Raw genomic sequence first — 14,845 nt, forward strand, 5'->3', positions numbered from 1 at the left:
ACATCGCCTGATCACTGACAAACGGTGATGCCCGTTCGCTTACGGACAGACCCCAATTAGACCCAATTAACGGAGACCCCAATTAACGGATGCCTGCGAGTCGCAGGCGAATCCTGGGCAGGCGCCGCGCCACCGGCGGCAGGCGGGTCGCCATGATCAGGACGGATACGGTGGCGTACAGGGTCCATTCCCCGAGGTCGGCGCGCACCCCCCAGAAGAAGTGCAGAAGGATCAGCCCCAGGATCGGGTAGGCCAGCCGATGCAGCGGCTTCCAGCGCTTGCCGAGCTTTCGCATCGCCCAGCGGTGCGAGGTCGCGCCCAGGGCCACCAGGCCGATCAGGGCGAGCATGCCGACGATGATGTAGGGGCGCTTGACCAGCTCGCTGCCGAGCATCGCCCAGTTGAGCCCCAGGATGAACAGGGCATAGCTGAGCAGGTGCAGGCTGGCGTAGGCCAGCGTCCAGAGGCCGAGCTGCCGGCGGATCAGCGCAAAGCCCTTCCAGCGGGTGAGCTTGGTCAGCGGCGTCAGGCTCAGGGTGAGCAGCAGCATCCACAGCCCGCCGAGGCCGATATTCAGCAGCAGGTAGCGGCCCGGCTCGGGGCCGGCGGCGTTGTTGGCGACCTGCCAGCCCCACAGCAGCAGGGGCGTCAGCGCCGCCAGGAACACCCCACCGCGCCAGAGCCGCCATTTGCCCTGCGCCGTCATCAGAAGTGCTCCCGCAGATCCATGCCCGCGTATAGCGCGGCCACCTCGTCGGCGTAGCCGTTGAACATCTGGGTATCGATGGTGTTGGGGCTGAACAGGCTGTTGGGCAGGCGCCGTTCGCTGGCCTGGCTCCAGCGGGGGTGGTCGACCTGCGGATTGACGTTGGCGTAGAAGCCGTACTCCTCCGGGGCGATCCGCTGCCAGGAGTTGATCGGCTGCTCCTCCACCAGCGAGATGCGCACGATCGACTTGATGCTCTTGAAGCCGTACTTCCACGGCACCACCAGCCGCAGCGGCGCGCCGTTCTGGTTGGGCAGCTCGCGGCCGTACATGCCGAGGGCGAGCAACGTCAGCGGGTGCATGGCCTCGTCCAGGCGCAGCCCCTCCACGTAGGGCCAGTCGATCAGCGAGAACGAGGAGCGCTGGCCGGGCATCTGCTCGGGATCGACCAGGGTCTCGAAGCGCACGTACTTGGCCTTGCTCGTCGGCTCGGCGCGCTTGATGACCTCGGCAAGGGGAATGCCCAGCCACGGAATCACCATCGACCACGCCTCGACGCAGCGCAGGCGATAGATGCGCTCCTCGAAGCGGGAGGGGCGGGCGAGATCCTCCAGGTCGAAACGGCCGCCGTTGTTCACCTCACCGTCGATCACCACGCTCCACGGCTGGGTCTCGAGATCGCCGGCGCGGCGGGCCGGGTCGGACTTGCCGGTGCCGAACTCGTAGAAGTTGTTGTAGCCGCTGGCGTCGTCGAACGGGGCGATCGCGTCCTGCTCGGGGTCGTCCGGCACGATGGCGCGCCGACGTGAGGCATCGAGCTTTTCCTTGAGCCAGGCGGGCGCATCGCCGCTGGGAACATCGGAATAGTCGGCGCTGGCCCGGGCTCGGCCGGACAGGGCGAGCCCCGCCCCCAGGCCGGCCAGGCCGCCCATAAAGCGGCGCCGCGAGAGATAGACGGATTCCGGTGTCACATCGGATTCGCGCAGATCGCTGGGCTTGGCGATGTTGATCAGCATGGTGATGCCTCCACTGGCGGGGACGTGGGCACGACGAGTCTAGGCATCGTGACACCTCGGCCCCGTGAAAACGCTGACGGCAAGATGACAATCTTGTCATGTGGGCAGCAGAGGGACGGCCTCTGATGGCCGCCACAGGAACCCGCCCAACGGCGGGTGTTTTTTTGCGTCGCGCCTGACCGCCCGGCTACTCTGCCTGCTCCCTTTCCGCCGACCCCACCCAGGAGCCCCACCATGCCGACCCTCTCACGCCGCCAGGTCCTTGGCACGATAAGCGCTGCCGGCGCCCTGATCGCCGCGGGCCAGCCGGCGTTTGCTAGTGCGTCCACCACGTCCTTCGGTGCGGCTGATCTCGAGCGTCAGTTGGGTGAGCTGGAGCGGTCGGTCGACGACCGCGTGGGCGTGGCGCTGTTGAACGTCGCCACCGGTGCGGTGGCGAGCCATCGCGGCGACGAGCGGTTCCTGTTCAACAGCACCGGCAAGTTCTTTATCGCCGCGGCGGTGCTGGCCCGGGTGGACGAGAGTCGCGAGACGCTGGATCGCCGCATCGTGATCGAGGAGGGCGATCTCGTCGGCTGGACGCCGATCACCGAGAAACGGCTGGGCGAGCCCGGCCTGACGGTCGCCGAGCTGTGCCAGGCGGCGGTGGCCTGGAGCGACAACGCGGCGGCCAACGCGCTGATCGAGAGCGTCGGCGGGCCCGAGGCGGTCACCGCCTTCCTGCGCGCCATCGGCGACGACACCACCCGGCTGGACCGCGTCGAGCCCGAGCTGAACACGCACGACCACGCGGGCGACGAGCGCGACACCACCACGCCGCTGGCGATGATGGCGACCCTGCGCACCCTGCTGCTGGGCGATGCCCTGTCACCGTCCTCGCGGCACCAGCTCGCGGCCTGGATGATCGAGGGCAAGGTCGGCGACGCCCGGCTGCGCGCCGGCATGCCGTCGTCGTGGCTGGTCGGAGAGAAGACCGGCACCAACGGCGAGGGCAACGCCAACGACATCGGCATCGCCTGGCCGGGCGATCGCGGCGCGGTGATCGCCGTTGCCTATACCTTCATGCCCGACGCGAGCGGGGCCGAGCGCGACGAGACCATCGCCGCCGTCGGACGGCTGGCCGCCCGGGTATAATGTCGCCCAGCGCGCCATCGGGCAGGGCTCGATGGTGCGACCGTGAACACCGCCGCGGCATGAGCGCGTCATGCCGCGGCAATGAACGCAGCAACGAAAGGGAATGGGCGACCCATGAGCACCACATCGTTCGAGGCGCTGGCCTGCCCGCTGGACGGCGACCCGCTGGAGCGTCGCGACGGCGCCTGGCGCTGCCCGGCCGGGCACAGCTTCGATATCGCCCGCCAGGGCTACGTGCACCTGCTGCCGGTGCAGAACAAGCGCTCCCGCGATCCCGGCGACAGCAAGGAGATGGTGGCGGCGCGGCGGCGCTTCCTCGAGGCCGGCCACTATCGGCCCATCGCCGAGGCGGTCAGCCGCGCCGTGCTTGAAGGGGCGCCCGCCGGCGGCACGCTGAGCTGCCTGGACGCCGGCTGCGGCGAGGGCTTTTATCTACGAGCGCTGCGCGAGCTTGCCAGTGTGGCGACCGAGAGTGAGAAAGCGCAGGGCGGGGCGGCCACGCTGTCGCTGCTGGGCGTGGATATCTCCAAGTGGGCGGTGCTCGCCGCCGCCAAGCGCGAGAAGGCCGCCACCTGGGTGGTGGGCACCAACGCCCACCTGCCGGTGCAGGCGCAGAGCCTCGACCGCGTGCTGTGCCTGTTCGGCTTTCCCGTCTATCCGGAGTTCGCCCGGGTGCTGAAGCCGGGCGGCGAGCTGCTGATGGTCGAGGCCGGGCCGGACCACCTCCGCGAGCTGCGCGAGACCATCTACCCCAGCCTCAAGCCGCCCCGCGAGGATGACGAGGCCGCGCCCGAGGGCTTCACGCGCGGCCCCGGCGAGACGCTGCGCTACGCCATCGAGCTCGAGGGCGCCGAGCCCATCGCCGACCTGCTGGCGATGACGCCGCACCTGCACCGCGCCAGCGCCGAGGGGCGCGAGAGGGCCGCGGCGCTGACCTCGCTCAGCCTCACCGTGGACGTGCGGCTGACGCGGCTGGTGCGAGCATAGGGCGATCCAGTCGCACCCCCAGCGCACACACCCGGGTGGGGCGAAGGGTCGCAGTTGATAGGGCGCTAACCGGGCGCCATGTTAGCGTAGACGCCTGACCCATCATTCCCAGGCCCTATCGCGGCGCCGAGGCGCGACGCGAGGGGCCGACAAGCGGAACCTAGAACATGAGCCAACTCGAAGTCTCCCCCCTGCGTCGTCCCCGCCGGCTGCGTCAGTCGCCGGCCATGCGTGATCTGGTCCGGGAGCACGATTTCTCCCTCAACGACCTGGTGCACCCGATCTTCATCGAGGAAGGCATCGACGAGCCCAAGGACGTGTCCGCCATGCCGGGCATCGTCCGCTACCCGGAGGCCATGGTCGAGGCCGAGATCAAGGAGCTCGCCGCGCTGGGTGTGCGCTACGTGATGCCGTTCGGCATCTCCCGCCACAAGGACGAGCTGGGCAGCGACACCTGGAACGATGAGGGCCTGCTGGCCCGCATGATCCGCACCATCAAGCAGGCCTGCCCGGAGATGGTGGTCATCCCGGACATCTGCTTCTGCGAATACACCAGCCACGGCCACTGCGGCGTGGTCGAGGACGGCCACGTCTGCAACGACGCCACGGTGGAGAACCTGGTGAAGCAGAGCGTCGCCGCGGCCCGGGCCGGCGCCGACATGCTCGCGCCCTCGGCGATGATGGACGGCCAGGTGCGCGCCATCCGCGAGGGCCTGGACGCCGCCGGCTTCGAGCAGGTGTCGATCCTCGCGCATTCCGCCAAGTTCTCCTCGGCGTTCTACGGCCCCTTCCGCACCGCGGTGGACAGCGAGCTCAAGGGCGACCGCAAGGGCTATCAGCTCGACATCGCCAACGGCCGCCAGGCGCTGGTCGAGGCGCTGCTGGACGAGGACGAGGGCGCCGACATCCTGATGGTGAAGCCGGGTACGCCCTACCTCGACGTGCTGGCCAACCTGCGCCAGCGCACCGATCTGCCGCTGGCCTCCTACCAGGTCGGCGGCGAATACGCCGGCATCAAGTACGCCGCCATGGCCGGCGCTCTGGACGAGCAGCAGGTGGTGTTCGAGACCCTGGTCGGCTTCAAGCGCGCCGGCGCCGACCTGATCGTCAGCTACTACACCAGGCAGGTCGCGGAGTGGCTGGCGGGGAAATAGGCCCCGGCCAGCGCCGCGCATTGCCGCTAAGACGAAGAACCACCGCTTGAGAGGGCGGTGGTTTTTTTGTGTGCATGGCTGGGTGTCGGTCCGTGCCCCAATGGCGTGGATAATCGCGGCGGATGGCGAACGATAGACGGCCGCTAACGGGTTGATAGGATGCTAACGTGATCCCACGTGTTAGTCTGACGTCCATCATCCGATAGCCAGGAGGTCCCATGAGCCAAGGTAACGAGTACGTTCCGCCGAAGGTCTGGAGCTGGGAAAAAGCCAGCGGCGGCACCTTCGCCAGCGTCAACCGGCCCGTCGCCGGTCCGACCCACGACAAGCCGCTGCCGGTCGGGAAGCATCCGTTCCAGCTCTACTCCATGGGCACGCCCAACGGGGTGAAGGTCACCATGATGTTCGAGGAGCTGCTCGAGCTGGGCTACCAGGACGCCGAGTATGACGCTTGGCTGATCCGCATCGGCGATGGCGACCAGTTCGGCAGCGGCTTCGTCGAGGCCAACCCGAACTCGAAGATCCCGGCGCTGGTCGATCACGGCCCGGCCGAGCCGATCCGTGTGTTCGAGTCCGGCTCGATCCTGCTCTACCTGGCCGAGCGCTTCGGCGAGTTCCTGCCGGGCGATCTCAGCGGCCGCACCGAGACCATGAACTGGCTGTTCTGGCAGATGGGCAGCGCACCCTTCGTCGGCGGCGGCTTCGGCCACTTCTACGCCTACGCGCCGGAGAAGCTGGAGTACCCGATCGACCGCTACGCCATGGAGACCAAGCGCCAGCTCGACGTGCTGAACCGGCGCCTGGCCGAGTCGCCCTACCTGGCCGGCGACGAGTACACCATCGCTGACATGGCCGCCTGGCCCTGGTACGGCCAGCTGGTGCTGGGTCGCCTGTACGACGCCGCCGAGTTCCTGAGCGTGCACGAGTACGAGCACGTGCTGCGCTGGGCCAAGGCCATCGACGCCCGCCCGGCGGTGCAGCGCGGCCGCATGGTCAACCGCACCTTCGGCGAGCCGGAAACGCAGCTTCACGAGCGCCACGACGCCAGCGACTTCCAGCACAAGACGCAGGACGTTATAAGCTCCTAACCATCTGATCTTTGCACCCCGAGCGCCGTGGGCCTATGGTCCGCGGCGCTTATCGTTTCCTAAGAGGTCCAGATGTTCACTTTCCTGTTACCCCTGTGGCGTGGCTATCGCGACAGCTCACTGATCCTGCGCGTCACCGTCGCCCTGGTGCTGGGCGCCGCGGTCGGCCTGATCGGCGGGCCCGCCGTCGGCGAGGCGCTGGCGCCGCTGGGCGAGCTGCTGATGCGGCTGCTGAAGTTCATCATCCTGCCCATCGTGCTGTTCACCCTGATGTCCGGCGTCAACCAGGGCCGCAGTGGCAGTCTGGGACGCATCGGGCGCAAGGTGTTCTTCTACTACCTGGTGACCTCGGCGCTGGCGATCGTGGTCGGGCTGGCCGTGGCGAGCCTGCTGTCGCCGGGAGAGGGCATGACGCTCGAGGGCGCCGGTTCCATGTCGGTGCCGGAGAATCCCGGCATCCTCTCGGTGCTGCTCGGCATCGTGCCGACCAATATCGTCGAGGCCTTCGCCGACCAGAACCTGCTGGGCATCATCTTCACCGCCCTGGTGTTCGGCCTGGCCGTGGCCCGGCTGCGCCAGTCCGAGGCCCACGCCGAGCTGGGCGAGCGCCTGCACGGGCTGATCGAGGCGCTCAACGCCGCGACCCTCAAGGTGATGAGCGGCATCCTGCACGTGGTGCCGGCGGGCGTGTTCGCCATCGTCGCCGGCACCGTGGCCCAGCAGGGCCTCGGCACGCTGCTGTCGCTCGGCGACATGGTGGTGGTGCTCTACGTGGCGCTGGGCGTGCAGCTGCTGGTCTATCTCGGCCTGCTCAAGGGCTTCGGCGTGTCGGCGCGGCGCTTCTTCCGCGAGGCGCGCACGCCCATGGCCACTGCCTTCGCCACCCAGAGCAGCTCCGGTACCCTGCCGCTGACCCTCGATGCGGCGCGCCGGCTGGGGCTCTCGCGCGGGCTCTACGGCTTCAGCCTGCCGCTGGGCGCGACGCTGAACATGGACGGCGCGGCGATCCGCATCGCCATCTCGGCGGTGTTTGCCGCCAACGTGGCGGGCATGTCGCTGGATCTGGCCAGCATGGCGCAGATCGTGGTGGTGGGCACCCTGATCTCGGTGGGCACCGCCGGGGTGCCGGGCGCGGGCATCGTGATGATCGCCACGGTGTTCTCCCAGGTCGGCCTGCCGATCGAGGCCGTGGCGCTGCTGACCGCCATCGATGCCCTGGTCGGCATGGGCTGCACGGCGCTGAACGTCACCGGCGACCTGGTCGGTACCGCCGTGATCGGCCGCAGCGAGGGCGAGCGCCTCAGCGAGCGGCCCGTCGAGGACGGCGAGTCGGCAGCGACGGCAGACGCCCGCGCCTGAGCGAGCCAGCGGCGGCGGGACACCCGCCAAGCGAGCATGAAAAACCCGCCATCCGGCGGGTTTTTCCGTTCTTCGCAGCGCGGTGACGCGGGGGCAGGGCGGCCGGGCCCTCAGCTCGAGGCGGCGTCGCTCGCCGGCGCCTGTCGCGCATAGCGCCGGGCCAGCACCGCGCAGACGAACAGCTGAATCTGGTGGAACAGCATCAGCGGCAGGATCATGGTGCCGATGGTCTGGGGCGGGAACAGCACGTTGGCCATGGGCACGCCGCTGGCCAGCGACTTCTTGGAGCCGCAGAAGACGATGGCGATCTCGTCCTCGCGGGTGAAGCCCAGCCGGCGGCTGGCGGCGATGGTGATGCCCAGCACGCAGGCCAGCAGCAGACAGTCGGCCACCACCATCACCGCCAGGTCCGAGGCCGACAGCCGCTGCCACAGCCCGGCGACCATGGCCTCGCTGAAGGCCAGGTAGACCACCATCAGGATCGAGCCGCGATCGACGACGCCGAGCCACGACTTGTTGCGCCGGACCCAGTCGCCGATCCGGCGCTGCAGCACCTGCCCGAGCAGGAAGGGCGCCAGCAGCTGCAGCAGGATGGCGCCCATGGCCTCCAGCCGGAAGCCGCCGCTATCCCCGGTGGCCATCACCACGCTGACCAGCAGCGGGGTCAGGAACATGCCCAGGATGTTCGAGGCCGAGGCCGCGCAGATCGCCGCCGGCACGTTGCCGCCGGCCATCGAGGTGAAGGCGATCGACGACTGCACGGTGGAGGGCAGCACGCACAGGAACAGGATGCCCATGGCCAGCGCCGGCGGCAGCAGGCCGGGGGCGAACAGTCCGATCAGCAGCCCCAGCAGCGGGAACAGCGTGAAGGTGCAGGCCAGAATCACCAGGTGCAGGCGCCAGTGGGTCATGCCCTGGATCACCGTGCGTGGCGACAGGCGGGCGCCGTGAAGGAAAAACAGCAGCGCGATGGCCAGTTTGGTCAGCCAGCCGAAGGCATCGGCGGCCTCGCCGTCGATCGGCAGCAGAGCGGCCAGGATGACGGTGGCGATCAGCATCAGCAGGAAACGGTCGATAGGCAGGCGTTGCAGCAGCGTCATGGGAGCCCTGGCGGCGAAGGATGAGCCATCATTCTATAAGGCTTGCCTGCTAATCGTAAGCCGTCGCAGCGGGGGGGCGTCGACGGCGCCGCGCTGGCCACGCAACTGGTGGGGCGCGCACAACGAAAAGGGCCCGCCGAAGCGGGCCCTCTTGCAGTGAACCCTGAGGTTCACCGGGTCATCGTGATCCGGGGATCAGTCGATGGCCTTGATGTTAGAGGCCTGAAGGCCCTTCTTGCCCTGAGTCACGTCGAAGGAGACCTGCTGGCCTTCCTGCAGTGACTTGAAGCCTTCAGCCTGAATTTCGGAGAAGTGGGCGAACACGTCATCGCTGCCGTCGGACGGAGAAATGAAGCCGAAACCCTTGGAATCGTTGAACCACTTGACGGTACCAGTAGCCATTTGAAAATCCTCTCGCGCTAAGCGCCTTGTAAAGTTTCTGGAATTACCCAGGAATCAGTAGCGGGTACAACAAGAAATACAATTACAGGCGGTCGAAACGAGTCGAATGCTTCTGGAACCATGCTGCTTGCTCACCAACTGGCGCCACAGTGTCACGCTGGCCGCCTCAGGTCAAAGACTTTCGAGCATTATTTTTCCGGGGGCGTCGACGAGGCGGGGTCGGCGGCCCGCCGAACGGGGCCGCGGGCACCTATACTGACAAGCCACAGGGCGACTCCCGGGAGGACACCATGGGCAGTCGGTTGATGAGAGGCATGATGGCCGGGTTCGTCGCCACCTTCGTGGTCTCGATGATCCTGGTGTTGCGCCTGGCAGCGGGGATCATGCCCTGGTACGACCCCATCGAGATCATGAACCTGGCCATGCAGGATGCGTTCGAGACGCCGGACAGCCGTGAGCTGGCCTGGGGGATCCATTTCGCGGTGGGCACCCTGATCTGGGGCTTCCTCTACGGGCTGCTGACGCCCTACCTGCCGGGCCGCACCCACCTGCGGCGCGGGCTGGCCTTCGGGCTGATCAGCTGGCTGGTGGTGATGGTCACGGTCTTCCCGCTGGCGGGCTCCGGCCTGTTCGGCCTGGGCTTCGGGGCGATCGCCCCGCTGTCGATGCTGCTCGCCCACGTGGTGTTCGGGCTGGTGATCGGTGCCGTCTACGGGCGCACGCGCGGGGTGGTCTAGGCCCGGCACGAGCCGCCGCGGGTCAGCCGCCGACGCTGAGACGCCCGTCGGCGATGCGCCCGCTGGCCCCGTAACGCCAGGGGCGGTTGTGCAGGCCGTGGCCGCTGGGCAGGCCGGTGTAGAGCGGCAGGCCCAGCGGTGCCAGGGTCTCGGCGACGATGGCCTCGAGCGGCGTGTCGCCGTAGGGCCGGCAGCCTTCGAAGGTGCCCAGGCACACCGCGGCGGCGCGGTCCAGGGCGCCGCCGTGCACCAGCTGCCACAGGGCGCGCTCCAGGCGGTAGTAGGGCTCGCCCACGTCCTCGAGGATCACCAGCGAGCCGGGCGGAGCGCGGAAGCCGGCGGGCGTGCCGACCAGGCTGGCGAGGGTGGCGAGATTGCCGCCCACGACCGGCCCCTCGAGGGTGGTCGGCGCCTCCGCCCAGGGCGCGATGGGGTAGTCGAGAACGGTCGGCCCGGCGATCAGCGCCAGGGTCTCCTCGAACTGCTGGCGCACGATCCGTCGTTCGTCGTCGCTTCCCTCGAGCATGCCGGCGGCGGCCTTGGCCACCGGGCCGTGGATGGCCGGCACGCCGTGGCGGTGGCAGTGGTCGAGCAGCACCGTCACGTCCGAGTAGCCGATCAGCGGCTTGTTCGAGCGCGCCAGGCGACGCCAGTCGATGCCGTCGATCAGCTGGGCGGCCCCGTAGCCGCCACGCACCGCCCATACCGCCTGGGTCTCGGGATCGCCGAAGGCGGCGTGTAGCTGGTCCAGGCGGTACGCGCGGCTGCCGGCCAGGTAGCGCTGCGGTGCCTGCAATGGCGTCTCCAACCGCACCTCGACGCCCAGCGCCTCCAGGCCGCGCAGGCCGGCATCGATGGCCTCGGGGGCGGTGAAGGACGATGGGGCGATCAGGCTGACGGCGAGCGGCATGGCAGACTCCTCGTGGGGCGAAGGCTAGGCTCGGCATTGTCGGCGGGATATGGCCGGCTGTCACGGGCGTCGCCGCCGCATGTCATGCCTTCGACGGACATGGCTCATCCCTTGTGACTGAGACGTTCTCAGGTGGCCCGCCGTAGCCCCCTTGGCTTGACTGAGAAGGCAGCGAGACGCGCTGCGCACCGGTTCAGCGAGGGGAGGGCAAGCAGATGATGACAGCAATCGCGAAAAGAGCGCTGGCGGGGCTGGTCCTGGCAGGCCTGTCCGTCAGCGGTGTCGGGCAGGCCGAGGAAGCGGCGTCGATGAGCCTGCTGGAGGATGCCCTTGGCGCCACCTGGCCGGGCATGGTCGAGGGGGCCACAGTGGTCGACTGGCAAGGCGAGGTGCTGCAGGAGGGAGACAACGGCTATACCTGCATGCCCACGCCGCCGAGCATGAGCGGGCGGGCGCCCATGTGCCTGGACGAGGCATGGATGGCCTGGGCCCAGGCCTGGCAGAATCGCGAGCCCTTCACGGCGGAGCGCCTGGGCATCGCCTACATGCTGGCGGGCGACGAGGGCGCGAGTAACCTGGACCCGTACGCCGAGGGACCCACCGAGGACAACCAGTGGGTGGTCGAGGGGCCGCATCTGATGATCATCGGGCCGCCGGCGCTGCTGGAGGCCTTCCCTGCCGATCCCGACAACGGCGGCCCCTACCTGATGTGGAAGGGCACCGACTATCAGCATCTGATGGTGCCGGTGGACGCGCGCCCCTAGGCCGTGTGCGGGCGGTGTCGAATTCGGCGGCTGGAACACACCGCCTGAGCGGCGTCGGGGGGCGAGGGCATGGAGGCTGTCGCTAGGTCAGTCGCGATCGGCGTCTTGCCGGTGGGGCCTAGGGGTGTCGAGGAAGTCGGCCAGGGCCTCCAGGGCGAGGGTCTGGAGGCGGGCGGCGTCGGCCCAGCATTTCAGGACGTAGCTGTCGAAGATCACGGAGTCGGACGGCATGGTGGCGGTCCTCTCTGGGGGGAGGTACCGTCAGTGTAGCGCGTTTTGCTGCGGTGCAGCATGATGATTCGATGACCGCTCGCCGCCCCGCCCGTGGCAGGGCGGCGGATCGCGCTCAGGGTTTGGGATCGGTGGCGGCCCGCTCGAAGAGTTCCGCCTTGGCATCGCGCATGATGTCCTCGCAGGCGGCCTGCTGGGTGAGTTCGGTGAGCAGTTCCTGGGCCATGAGGAAGCCCTTGCCGAGGCAGTCGTCGACGTCCTCCCGGGCCACCCGGGGCTCGGTGTGGCAGTCGAGCTTGATCGTTCTTCCACCGTCGTCCAGACGGTCGGCCAGCCGCCTCAGTCGCCAGGCGAGGCGAGTCTTCCAGCTGGCCGATGTTTCCGCGCCTTCGGTCACGCTCAGGGTGCAACGCCATTCGGGCTTGTAGACCTTCATGCGAACCTCCTTATCGGCTTTGGCTTGGAATGAATGATCGATCGTGGGGCAGGCTCCGTCGGAAGAAGAACACAGCGGCCGGCTCGGGGCCTGGCACCGTCTGCTCAGGTTAGTTGCACCTCGCCCAGCGCGCTCGTCAGTCGTTCCAGCAGCGCGCCGCTGTGGCGCCAGAAGTGCCAGTAGAGCGGCACCTCGAGGCAGTGCGACGGGGCCAGGCTGGCGAGTCGCCCGGCGTCCTCCAGCTCGGCCACCTGGCGTCGCGGCATCATGCCGTAGCCGATGCCGGCGGTGGCCAGGCGCACGAAGCCCTCCGACGAGGGGCAGAGGTGATAGGGAAAAGCGCCGTGATACCCGCACTGGGCGAGGAAACGGTGCTGCAGCTGGTCGTGAGGGCCGTAGACGATCGCCGGAGCGTGGCGGAAGGCCGTCTCGGTGGGGCCGTCCGGGAAGTGGCGGGCGATGTAGGCCGGGGTGGCGTAAGGGTGGTAGACCATGGTGCCGAGCGGTACGCAGCGGGCGCCGGCGATGGGCTGGTCGCTGGCACACAGGCAGGCGGCCACCTCGCCGTCGCGCAGCCGCTTGAGGCCCACGTCCTGATCCTCGATGACCAGATCGAGCAGCAGCCCCTCGTCGCGGCACAGGTCGGCGACGGTCCCGGCCCACCAGGTGGCCAGGCTGTCGGCGTTGATGGCGATGCGCATCCGTGGCGAGGCGGCGTCCAGGGTCGGCAGGGCGTTGCGCAGGTCGCGTTCGAGCAGCTGCACCTGCTGGTAGTGGTTGAGCAGCTGGCGCCCCGCCGGGGTAGGGGCCAGCTGCGGATGGCGGATCAGCACCGGCTGGCCGAGGCGGATCTCCAGGGCCTTGATGCGCTGGGACACCGCCGACTGCGAGAGTCCCAGCGCTTCGCCGGCGCGCTCGAAGCCGCCGGTCTCGATCACCGTGGCCAGTGCCTCGAGCAGCTTGTAGTCGATCATAAGCAAAACTGATGCAGTATTAAGAAGATGATTTTTCAGTATAGCGATCCGCGGCTAGTCTGGCGCCATCGAAGGCCCGGGATTGCCCGGTGCCGTGAGGGAATCACCGGGAGATCGGGAGGATCGATGCTGGAGAGTTATCTGGCCGGGCTGGTGGTGTGCGGCGGGATCATCGTCGCCATCGGCGCTCAGAACGCCTACGTGCTGGGGCTGGCCGTGCGGCGCCGCTATCACTGGTGGTCGGCCGGTCTGTGCATGAGCACCGACCTGCTGCTGCTGACCGCGGGCATGTTCGGCATGAGCACGCTGCTGCTGGCGTTTCCCGGCACCCTGGCGGCACTGCGCTGGCTGGGGGTGGCTTTCCTGGGCTGGCTGGCCATCCAGGCGCTGTACCGGGCCGCCGCCGGACGAGCCGGCCTGGCGGTGGAGGCGGATGCGGCCAGGGACTCCGGCATCGCCCGGGTGCTGCTGGCGACGCTGGCGGTGACGGTGCTCAATCCCCAGGTCTATCTCGATACCCTGTTGCTGATTCCCTCCATCGGGGCCCAGCAGGACAGCGCCGTGGCCTTCGTGGTCGGCGCCGGTAGCGCCTCCATCCTGTGGTTCAGCCTGCTGGCCTGGGGTGGGGCGCTGCTCTCGCCCTGGCTGTCGCGGCCGCTGGCCTGGCGCTGCATCGACGGGGCCATCGGCATGATGATGGCGGCCATCGCCCTGCAGCTGGCCATCGCCCCGCCCGGGGCCATGGCCTGAGGATCGATCCTTAATATTAGCTTTTAATTATATGTAGATGGCGACCGGTTGGCCGACGTTCCGCCACAACTGGCGCGTCGCCAGTGCCCCGTGTCATGCGCTACAGTGACGGACTGGTGCCCGATCGGGATCGCGGGCGAAGCGGGAACACAACAAAGGATCGAAAATGGCCGGATGCCAATCGATCGTCCGGCTTGCCGGGCTGGTACTGGGGCTATGGATGGCCGCCGTGTCGGGAGGCGTGCTCGGTGCCTCGAGCGACTTCGTGAGGGTCGACGAGTACATGCAGCGCCACCCCGAGCAGCAGGCGCTCATGGCGGACCTGTCCGCCCGGGTGAGGGGGCCTGCGGTGCCGCTGTCCACGCCTCCTCTTCGCGAGATTCGCATTGCTGTCATCTACCCGGCCCTTCAGGCCTCGGACTACTGGCGACGCAGCCTGGCGTCGATGGAAGCCAGGCTGCGCGCACTGGACATGCCGTACCAGCTGAAGGTCTACATGTCGCGGCCGACGGTGGACGTGAACCTCCAGGCTCGACAGCTCACCAACGCCCTGCAGTGGCGCCCGGACTACCTGGTGTTCACCCTGGATACCGTGCCCCACCTGCGCATGATCGAGCGGGTGCTGGCGCTGGGCCGTCCGCGACTGATCCTGCAGAACGTCACCACGCCGCTGGCCGAGTGGGAAGACGATCCGCCCTTTCTCTACGTCGGCTTCGATCATGAGGAAGGCTCGCGCCTGATCGCCGAGTGGATGCTCGAGCAGGCCGACTATCGGGGCAAGTACATGACGCTGAGCTTCTCGTCCGGTTACGTCGGCCGCATGCGCAGCGACACCTTCGTGGGCATGGCGGGTCGCCATCCCGGGCTGGAACGGGTGGCCAGCATCAGCGCCGACGGCGACCCGGAAAGGGCCTACCGCGAGACCCTGCGCACCCTGGAGGCGCATCCCGACCTGACGATGATCTTCGCCGCCTCCACCGACGTGGCGCTGGCGGCGCTGCGGGCGCTGCGCGAGACCGATCGCCTGGATGTGCTGATCAACGGCTGGGGCGGGGGCTCGGCGGAGCTCGAAGCGCTGGGGCCGGGCGGGCTGGACG

Annotated in this window: 17 protein-coding genes; 9 read left to right on the top strand and 8 right to left on the bottom strand. The window is 68.5% G+C overall.

The window, feature by feature from the left end; all coding sequences use genetic code 11:
* Nucleotides 1-82: 82 nt before the first annotated feature.
* Together msrQ and msrP are read right to left on the bottom strand one after the other, a co-directional pair.
* The gene (msrQ, locus tag C9J49_RS16735; RefSeq protein ID WP_107182540.1) at nt 83-706 is read right to left on the bottom strand and encodes a protein-methionine-sulfoxide reductase heme-binding subunit MsrQ; all 624 of its coding nucleotides are present in this window, start codon (nt 704-706) and stop codon (nt 83-85) included.
* Nucleotides 706-1,722 (bottom strand): protein-methionine-sulfoxide reductase catalytic subunit MsrP, encoded by a 1,017-nt coding sequence (gene msrP, locus C9J49_RS16740; RefSeq protein ID WP_107182541.1) that lies wholly within the window; start codon nt 1,720-1,722, stop codon nt 706-708. The genes msrQ and msrP overlap by 1 nt, the downstream gene beginning before the upstream one ends.
* A gap of 234 nt (nt 1,723-1,956) precedes the next feature.
* Here msrP and bla point away from each other — a divergent pair, with 234 nt between their 5' ends.
* From bla to C9J49_RS16765, 5 genes are all read left to right on the top strand, one after another.
* Entirely contained in the window at nt 1,957-2,856 is a 900-nt protein-coding gene (gene bla, locus C9J49_RS16745; protein ID WP_107182542.1) for a class A beta-lactamase, read from the top strand.
* A 114-nt stretch (nt 2,857-2,970) separates the two neighbouring features.
* Nucleotides 2,971-3,843, top strand: a complete 873-nt coding sequence (locus C9J49_RS16750; protein WP_107182543.1) for a putative RNA methyltransferase — start codon at nt 2,971-2,973, stop codon at nt 3,841-3,843.
* A gap of 167 nt (nt 3,844-4,010) precedes the next feature.
* Nucleotides 4,011-4,997, top strand: coding sequence for a porphobilinogen synthase (gene hemB, locus C9J49_RS16755; RefSeq protein ID WP_107182544.1), 987 nt, complete (start codon nt 4,011-4,013; stop codon nt 4,995-4,997).
* A gap of 218 nt (nt 4,998-5,215) precedes the next feature.
* Nucleotides 5,216-6,085 carry a glutathione-dependent disulfide-bond oxidoreductase gene (gene yghU, locus C9J49_RS16760; RefSeq protein ID WP_046078278.1) on the top strand — a complete coding sequence of 290 codons (870 nt, stop codon included), beginning with the start codon at nt 5,216-5,218 and terminating at the stop codon, nt 6,083-6,085.
* Nucleotides 6,086-6,157: 72 nt separating this feature from the next.
* Nucleotides 6,158-7,444 carry a dicarboxylate/amino acid:cation symporter gene (locus tag C9J49_RS16765; protein ID WP_107182545.1) on the top strand — a complete coding sequence of 429 codons (1,287 nt, stop codon included), beginning with the start codon at nt 6,158-6,160 and terminating at the stop codon, nt 7,442-7,444.
* 110 nt (nt 7,445-7,554) lie between these two features.
* Here the strand turns inward: C9J49_RS16765 and C9J49_RS16770 are convergent, their stop codons facing one another.
* Complete coding sequence (locus C9J49_RS16770; RefSeq protein ID WP_107182546.1) at nt 7,555-8,544, bottom strand: bile acid:sodium symporter family protein; 990 nt, start codon at nt 8,542-8,544, stop codon at nt 7,555-7,557.
* A 195-nt stretch (nt 8,545-8,739) separates the two neighbouring features.
* Nucleotides 8,740-8,946, bottom strand: a complete 207-nt coding sequence (locus C9J49_RS16775) for a cold-shock protein (protein ID WP_016853567.1) — start codon at nt 8,944-8,946, stop codon at nt 8,740-8,742.
* A 314-nt stretch (nt 8,947-9,260) separates the two neighbouring features.
* On the opposite strand from C9J49_RS16775, the gene C9J49_RS16780 reads away from it, so the two are divergent.
* Nucleotides 9,261-9,683, top strand: a complete 423-nt coding sequence (locus C9J49_RS16780; RefSeq protein ID WP_107182547.1) for a DUF6789 family protein — start codon at nt 9,261-9,263, stop codon at nt 9,681-9,683.
* Nucleotides 9,684-9,705: 22 nt separating this feature from the next.
* On the opposite strand, the gene C9J49_RS16785 is transcribed toward C9J49_RS16780, so the two are convergent.
* On the bottom strand, nt 9,706-10,593 hold the full coding sequence (locus C9J49_RS16785) for an LD-carboxypeptidase (protein ID WP_107182548.1): 888 nt from the start codon (nt 10,591-10,593) through the stop codon (nt 9,706-9,708).
* A 215-nt stretch (nt 10,594-10,808) separates the two neighbouring features.
* On the opposite strand from C9J49_RS16785, the gene C9J49_RS16790 reads away from it, so the two are divergent.
* Nucleotides 10,809-11,357: a hypothetical protein gene (locus tag C9J49_RS16790; RefSeq protein ID WP_220084882.1), complete on the top strand. Its 549-nt coding sequence runs from the start codon at nt 10,809-10,811 to the stop codon at nt 11,355-11,357.
* 87 nt (nt 11,358-11,444) lie between these two features.
* On the opposite strand, the gene C9J49_RS17230 is transcribed toward C9J49_RS16790, so the two are convergent.
* The 3 genes from C9J49_RS17230 to C9J49_RS16800 all read right to left on the bottom strand — a co-directional run bounded on the left by C9J49_RS17230 (nt 11,445) and on the right by C9J49_RS16800 (nt 12,998).
* Nucleotides 11,445-11,588: a hypothetical protein gene (locus tag C9J49_RS17230; protein ID WP_181454312.1), complete on the bottom strand. Its 144-nt coding sequence runs from the start codon at nt 11,586-11,588 to the stop codon at nt 11,445-11,447.
* A gap of 115 nt (nt 11,589-11,703) precedes the next feature.
* Complete coding sequence (locus C9J49_RS16795) at nt 11,704-12,024, bottom strand: hypothetical protein (RefSeq protein ID WP_035597631.1); 321 nt, start codon at nt 12,022-12,024, stop codon at nt 11,704-11,706.
* A 104-nt stretch (nt 12,025-12,128) separates the two neighbouring features.
* Nucleotides 12,129-12,998 carry a LysR family transcriptional regulator ArgP gene (locus tag C9J49_RS16800; protein WP_046078271.1) on the bottom strand — a complete coding sequence of 290 codons (870 nt, stop codon included), beginning with the start codon at nt 12,996-12,998 and terminating at the stop codon, nt 12,129-12,131.
* Nucleotides 12,999-13,124: 126 nt separating this feature from the next.
* Between C9J49_RS16800 and C9J49_RS16805 the strand changes: the two genes are divergently transcribed.
* Both C9J49_RS16805 and C9J49_RS16810 read left to right on the top strand, forming a co-directional pair.
* Nucleotides 13,125-13,748, top strand: a complete 624-nt coding sequence (locus tag C9J49_RS16805) for a LysE/ArgO family amino acid transporter (RefSeq protein WP_035597625.1) — start codon at nt 13,125-13,127, stop codon at nt 13,746-13,748.
* A gap of 166 nt (nt 13,749-13,914) precedes the next feature.
* A partial coding sequence (locus C9J49_RS16810) for a substrate-binding domain-containing protein (protein WP_107182549.1) occupies nt 13,915-14,845 on the top strand: 931 nt, incomplete at its 3' end.

It is taken from the genome of Halomonas sp. SL1, assembly GCF_003030865.2.
GTDB classification, from domain to species: Bacteria; Pseudomonadota; Gammaproteobacteria; order Pseudomonadales; family Halomonadaceae; genus Halomonas; species Halomonas halophila.

Excerpts from the sequence above, each read along its gene's own strand:
- msrQ (WP_107182540.1), bottom strand. The coding sequence starts at position 706 with ATGACGGCGCAGGGCAAATGGCGGCTCTGGCGCGGTGGGGTGTTCCTG.
- msrP (WP_107182541.1), bottom strand. The coding sequence starts at position 1,722 with ATGCTGATCAACATCGCCAAGCCCAGCGATCTGCGCGAATCCGATGTG.
- bla (WP_107182542.1), top strand. The coding sequence starts at position 1,957 with ATGCCGACCCTCTCACGCCGCCAGGTCCTTGGCACGATAAGCGCTGCC.
- C9J49_RS16750 (WP_107182543.1), top strand. The coding sequence starts at position 2,971 with ATGAGCACCACATCGTTCGAGGCGCTGGCCTGCCCGCTGGACGGCGAC.
- hemB (WP_107182544.1), top strand. The coding sequence starts at position 4,011 with ATGAGCCAACTCGAAGTCTCCCCCCTGCGTCGTCCCCGCCGGCTGCGT.
- yghU (WP_046078278.1), top strand. The coding sequence starts at position 5,216 with ATGAGCCAAGGTAACGAGTACGTTCCGCCGAAGGTCTGGAGCTGGGAA.
- C9J49_RS16765 (WP_107182545.1), top strand. The coding sequence starts at position 6,158 with ATGTTCACTTTCCTGTTACCCCTGTGGCGTGGCTATCGCGACAGCTCA.
- C9J49_RS16770 (WP_107182546.1), bottom strand. The coding sequence starts at position 8,544 with ATGACGCTGCTGCAACGCCTGCCTATCGACCGTTTCCTGCTGATGCTG.
- C9J49_RS16775 (WP_016853567.1), bottom strand. The coding sequence starts at position 8,946 with ATGGCTACTGGTACCGTCAAGTGGTTCAACGATTCCAAGGGTTTCGGC.
- C9J49_RS16780 (WP_107182547.1), top strand. The coding sequence starts at position 9,261 with ATGATGGCCGGGTTCGTCGCCACCTTCGTGGTCTCGATGATCCTGGTG.
- C9J49_RS16785 (WP_107182548.1), bottom strand. The coding sequence starts at position 10,593 with ATGCCGCTCGCCGTCAGCCTGATCGCCCCATCGTCCTTCACCGCCCCC.
- C9J49_RS16790 (WP_220084882.1), top strand. The coding sequence starts at position 10,809 with ATGATGACAGCAATCGCGAAAAGAGCGCTGGCGGGGCTGGTCCTGGCA.
- C9J49_RS17230 (WP_181454312.1), bottom strand. The coding sequence starts at position 11,588 with ATGCCGTCCGACTCCGTGATCTTCGACAGCTACGTCCTGAAATGCTGG.
- C9J49_RS16795 (WP_035597631.1), bottom strand. The coding sequence starts at position 12,024 with ATGAAGGTCTACAAGCCCGAATGGCGTTGCACCCTGAGCGTGACCGAA.
- C9J49_RS16800 (WP_046078271.1), bottom strand. The coding sequence starts at position 12,998 with ATGATCGACTACAAGCTGCTCGAGGCACTGGCCACGGTGATCGAGACC.
- C9J49_RS16805 (WP_035597625.1), top strand. The coding sequence starts at position 13,125 with ATGCTGGAGAGTTATCTGGCCGGGCTGGTGGTGTGCGGCGGGATCATC.